The sequence below is a fragment of the Neisseria sp. Marseille-Q2251 genome (assembly GCF_940793045.1).
Lineage (GTDB): Bacteria > Pseudomonadota > Gammaproteobacteria > Burkholderiales > Neisseriaceae > Neisseria.
In genome coordinates, this window is sequence record NZ_CALNWV010000073.1 from 1 (window position 1) to 4,399 (window position 4,399).

The window sequence follows — 4,399 nt, forward strand, 5'->3', positions numbered from 1 at the left end:
CTGTTGCCGCCTAAAAGGCGGCCCGGATGCCTGATTATGGGGCGTCCGGGGAGGATTAAGGGGGTATTTGGGTAGAATCAGGAGTGATTGGGGCGGAAACAGCCGAAAACCTGTGTTGGGGTTTCGGTTGCCGGTGGAAAGGGCTTTTTTGCAAAGGTCTCGGATAATTTGTCCATTCTTTCTATTCAAGCAAAAGGTCGTCTGAAATCGGTTTCCCGTTTTCAGACGACCTTTTTCAATACCTATCGTTTAAGCGTTCAGCAAACTTTCATCCAGCGTCAGCTCTTCGTTTTTGTTCACCGCCACTTTGCGTGTCAGGACGTTTTGCGCGATTTCTTGCGCTTCAGCGAGCGAGTGCATCATGTAGGTGCCGCATTGGTATTCGTTCAACTCGGGGATTTTGCTTTGGTCTTTGACATTGACCACATCCTGCATCGAAGCGAGCCATGCGTCGGCGACCTGCTGCTCGTCGGGCGTGCCGATGAGGCTCATGTAGAAACCGGTGCGGCAGCCCATCGGGGAAATATCGATGATTTCGACGCCGTTGCCGTTCAAGTGGTCGCGCATAAAGCCCGCGAACAAATGCTCCAGTGTGTGGATGCCTTTTTCAGGCAGGATTTCTTTGTTGGGAACGCAAAAGCGCAGGTCGAATACGGTAATGGTGTCGCCTTTGGGCGTAGTCATGGTTTTCGCCACGCGTACGGCGGGGGCGTGCATACGGGTGTGGTCGACTTTGAAACTGTCTAACAGGGGCATTTTGTTATCCTTTTGAGTGGGTTATGTAGATTTTCGGGAGAGGAGTTTGTCCAGCAATTCATCGTCCAAGACGCGGTTTTCGACTTTCACCCATTCTCCGTGTGCCTCAGGGAAGCCGTTGCGGCAATATCCTGCCTGCGCGACAAAATCATAGACGGCATGGATGTAGTCGTTGATGCACAAAGCTGCCAAAGTGCAGGCATCGTCCCATAAAATCAAAACATGATTGGGGATATGTTTGTCGGATACATCTTCGACATTGTAGATATGCAAAGCATCCAAAATCCCATCTTTCGAGGCAGCATAGAAGTAGCCTGTGTCGCCGTCGTCTTCAAAGACGACGCCATAAGGGACATGTTCGAAAAATGATTGTAAAACTTCGGGCGTGCCGACAGTAAAGTCTTTGATTTCAGAAGTCAGATATAGCGGTAATTGTGCCATTGGGTAACGCTCTCTTTAGTGAATTTTATATTAATTTTGATATTCCATAGTTCACTAAAAATCCACCAACCACTAGCCATAAATAAGTTAGTATTCCTAAAACAAACGGTTTTAATCCTGCCTTTTTGATTGCGCTTGCTTGCGTCGTTAAGCCAAGCGCAGCCATTGATGAAATTAATAAGAAAGAATCGATTTCAACGAATAATTTCACGAGTTCTTTTGGTAATAAATCAAAAGAATTAAAAATGGCAACACCAATAAAAAGTACAGCAAACCAAGGAATTGTAATTTTGTGTGATGTATTTTCTGATACTCCATTACTACGTGTTAATAACCAAGAAAGCATTAATAAAAAGGGGGCGAGCATCATCACTCGGATCATTTTGGAAATGACGGCAGTATTCGCCACGATAGGATCAATATTTTCCCCAATCGCATAAACTTGAGCCACTTCGTGTACACTAGAACCAACATAAATACCGAATTGATGGGCGTTAATTAAATGTTGTGACCACGTGTAGAACAAGGGGTAAGTAAAAATAACAAGCGTCCCGAAAATGACCACTACGGCAATCGCCACTGAAACTTTATGGGATTCTGCTTTGGTAACAGGCTCTGCCGCCATCACTGCTGCCGCACCGCAAATGCTGCAACCTGCCCCAGTGAGATAAACCAATTGTTTATCCATTTTTAGATAACGAATGCCTAAAAGTGCAGTAAAAAAGAAGGTTGAAATTAGCATGATTGCATCGGTAACGACAGCATTTAATCCTACATCGGCAATATCGCCAAAAGTGAGGCGGAAACCATACAGCACAATGCCAGTGCGAAGAAGCGCGCCTTTGGCAAACAAAACGCCTTTTTCCACTTGTGTTGAAAATTGCGGATAAATGGTATTGCCGATTGCCATTCCCAGCAAGATAGCAATAATTAAAGCACTGATATGATAATGATGGGAAAAATCAGTGTTTCCTAAATAGTTAGCAAGTATAGCGATAATCGCGATAAATATAAGTCCGAAATAAAAGGGACGTGTGTCCATTTTTTCTTTCCGTGATAACACTCAAATTACAATTCGGCAATCTTTACCGCTTCGCCCGAAGCCGTGCTCAGGGCTTCGTTTAGAACGTCGTAGAAATCCCGTCCGTCGCGCGTTGCCAGCCATTTACCGTTTTGCTCGGCGAAATGGTAGCCGCCGCTTTTGGCGGCAATCCACAATTCCTGATTGGGCGTGTGGCGGTTGACGATGATTTGGGTGCCGTCTCCGGCTTCGATGGTCAGCACGTTTCCGGCAAACTGGCAGTCGAAATCCCAGCCGTTTTCGTCGATTTGGTCTTCGATGTGTTCAAATAATGCTTCGCTTATGCGGATGAATTCGCTTTCGGTCATCATGGCTTTTTGTGTGTTTTTTGTTTAAGATACCGAATCTTGCCACATTCGCGCTTATGAAGGAAGTTTACCGATGAAATACGGCGTATTTTTTGCGGCGGCAACCGCCCTCCTGCTTTCAGCCTGCGGTTACAAAGGCGACCTCTACCTGCCCAAAGAAGGCGACAAGGCGCGTTTCGGCGTGGTCCAAACCGGCCTGAAAATCCATTCTTCCAAAGAACCTACCAATCAAACCAACGATTAAGCCTCACCAACATGACCCTGCATTGCGAACAAGTTCCCTATTCCCGCCTTGCCGAAGAATTCGGCACGCCGCTTTATGTGTACAGCCAATCCGCGCTGATCGAAGCATTTGAAAACTACCAAACCGCGTTTGCCGCGCTTTCCCCGCTCGTCTGCTACGCCGTCAAGGCCAACGGCAATCTGAGCATCATCAAACACTTCGCCTCGCTGGGCAGCGGTTTCGACATCGTCTCCGGCGGCGAACTGGCGCGCGTTTTGGCGGCGGGCGGCGACGCGGCGAAAACCATCTTTTCAGGCGTGGGCAAAAGCGAGGCGGAAATCGAGTTTGCGCTACATGCCGGCGTGAAATGCTTCAATATGGAAAGCATCCCCGAAATCGATCGCATTCAAAAGGTTGCCGAACGCTTGGGCAAAACCGCGTCCGTCTCCCTGCGCGTCAACCCCGATGTCGATGCCAAAACCCATCCTTACATCTCCACCGGTCTGAAAGCCAACAAATTCGGCATCGCCTACGCCGACGCTCTCGGAGCCTACCGCCATGCCTCCCGCCAAAGCCACCTCAAAATCATCGGCATCGATTGCCACATAGGTTCACAACTGACCGACTTAAGCCCGCTCATCGAAGCCTGCGAACGCATCTTGATTTTGGTCGACCAATTGGCGAATGAAGGCATCGTTTTAGAACATTTGGACTTAGGCGGTGGCGTCGGCATCGTTTATCAAGACGAAACCGTCCCTGATTTGGGCGCGTATGCCCAAGCAGTTCAAAAACTGATTGGCACACGTCGTCTGAAACTCATTCTTGAGCCAGGCCGTAGCTTAGTCGGCAATGCAGGTTCGCTGCTGGCGCGTGTCGAGTTCGTCAAACACGGCGAAGAGAAAAACTTCGTCATGGTCGATGCCGCCATGAACGACCTCATGCGCCCCGCCCTGTATGACGCGTATCACCATATCGAAGCGGTAGAACCAAAAAACATCCCGCCACTGACTGCCAACATCGTCGGCCCGATTTGCGAAACCGGCGACTTCCTCGGCAAAGACCGCACCCTTGCCTGCGAAGAAGGCGATTTGCTGGTTATCCGCAGCGCAGGCGCATACGGCGCCAGCATGGCAAGCAATTACAACACACGCAACCGGGCGGCGGAAGTCTTGGTGGACGGCAACGAATACCGGCTTATCCGCCGACGCGAAACCTTAGAACAGCAAATGGCAAACGAAATGGCTTGTCTGTAAGGTTTGATCGTTTATAGCCCATAAACCACCAAGCGGGTTTATGGGCTAAAGATTAAGTAAATCAAAGCTTTCCATATGAGTCACACGCAACTGACCCAAGACGAACGATACCCAATCCAATATCTGTCCCTTCACTGCACTGTCACCGAAAAAGCACAACGGCAAACCAATTTAGGTTTCAGACGACCTTTTGCTATCGATGCCTCAAGGCTCAAATATCTTGCATGATTTGTCCGTATTGGCGAAATGCTGCGTCTTGTCTTCGCAGGTGCTTTCGGTCGTTTCACACGATACCGTGACAAAGCTTTCGTTGATCTTCAATACCTTGGGATTTTGA

Annotated in this window: 6 protein-coding genes; 2 read left to right on the forward strand and 4 right to left on the reverse strand. The window is 48.6% G+C overall.

All coding sequences use genetic code 11. The features are described from left to right. Positions 1-249: 249 nt before the first annotated feature. Genes luxS through cyaY form a run of 4 tightly spaced genes read right to left on the reverse strand, consistent with a single transcriptional unit; the run spans position 250 to position 2,589 of the window. Positions 250-756 (reverse strand): S-ribosylhomocysteine lyase, encoded by a 507-nt coding sequence (gene luxS / locus AAG834_RS13445; RefSeq protein WP_342032419.1) that lies wholly within the window; start codon positions 754-756, stop codon positions 250-252. Between the two features lie 21 nt (positions 757-777). After that, on the reverse strand, positions 778-1,197 hold the full coding sequence (locus AAG834_RS13450; RefSeq protein ID WP_342032420.1) for a DUF2251 domain-containing protein: 420 nt from the start codon (positions 1,195-1,197) through the stop codon (positions 778-780). A 25-nt stretch (positions 1,198-1,222) separates the two neighbouring features. Next, positions 1,223-2,239, reverse strand: coding sequence for a YeiH family protein (locus AAG834_RS13455; RefSeq protein ID WP_342032421.1), 1,017 nt, complete (start codon positions 2,237-2,239; stop codon positions 1,223-1,225). A gap of 26 nt (positions 2,240-2,265) precedes the next feature. Next, the gene (gene cyaY / locus AAG834_RS13460) at positions 2,266-2,589 is read right to left on the reverse strand and encodes an iron donor protein CyaY (protein ID WP_070860218.1); all 324 of its coding nucleotides are present in this window, start codon (positions 2,587-2,589) and stop codon (positions 2,266-2,268) included. Between the two features lie 70 nt (positions 2,590-2,659). Between cyaY and lptM the strand changes: the two genes are divergently transcribed. Both lptM and lysA read left to right on the forward strand, forming a co-directional pair. Then, positions 2,660-2,830 carry an LPS translocon maturation chaperone LptM gene (gene lptM / locus AAG834_RS13465; RefSeq protein WP_003755649.1) on the forward strand — a complete coding sequence of 57 codons (171 nt, stop codon included), beginning with the start codon at positions 2,660-2,662 and terminating at the stop codon, positions 2,828-2,830. Positions 2,831-2,841: 11 nt separating this feature from the next. Continuing rightward, on the forward strand, positions 2,842-4,062 hold the full coding sequence (gene lysA / locus AAG834_RS13470; protein ID WP_342032422.1) for a diaminopimelate decarboxylase: 1,221 nt from the start codon (positions 2,842-2,844) through the stop codon (positions 4,060-4,062). The last annotated feature ends 337 nt before the right edge of the window (positions 4,063-4,399 follow it).

Coding starts and splice junctions, on each gene's coding strand:
- luxS (WP_342032419.1), bottom strand. CDS start 756: ATGCCCCTGTTAGACAGTTTCAAAGTCGACCACACCCGTATGCACGCC.
- AAG834_RS13450 (WP_342032420.1), bottom strand. CDS start 1,197: ATGGCACAATTACCGCTATATCTGACTTCTGAAATCAAAGACTTTACT.
- AAG834_RS13455 (WP_342032421.1), bottom strand. CDS start 2,239: ATGGACACACGTCCCTTTTATTTCGGACTTATATTTATCGCGATTATC.
- cyaY (WP_070860218.1), bottom strand. CDS start 2,589: ATGATGACCGAAAGCGAATTCATCCGCATAAGCGAAGCATTATTTGAA.
- lptM (WP_003755649.1), top strand. CDS start 2,660: ATGAAATACGGCGTATTTTTTGCGGCGGCAACCGCCCTCCTGCTTTCA.
- lysA (WP_342032422.1), top strand. CDS start 2,842: ATGACCCTGCATTGCGAACAAGTTCCCTATTCCCGCCTTGCCGAAGAA.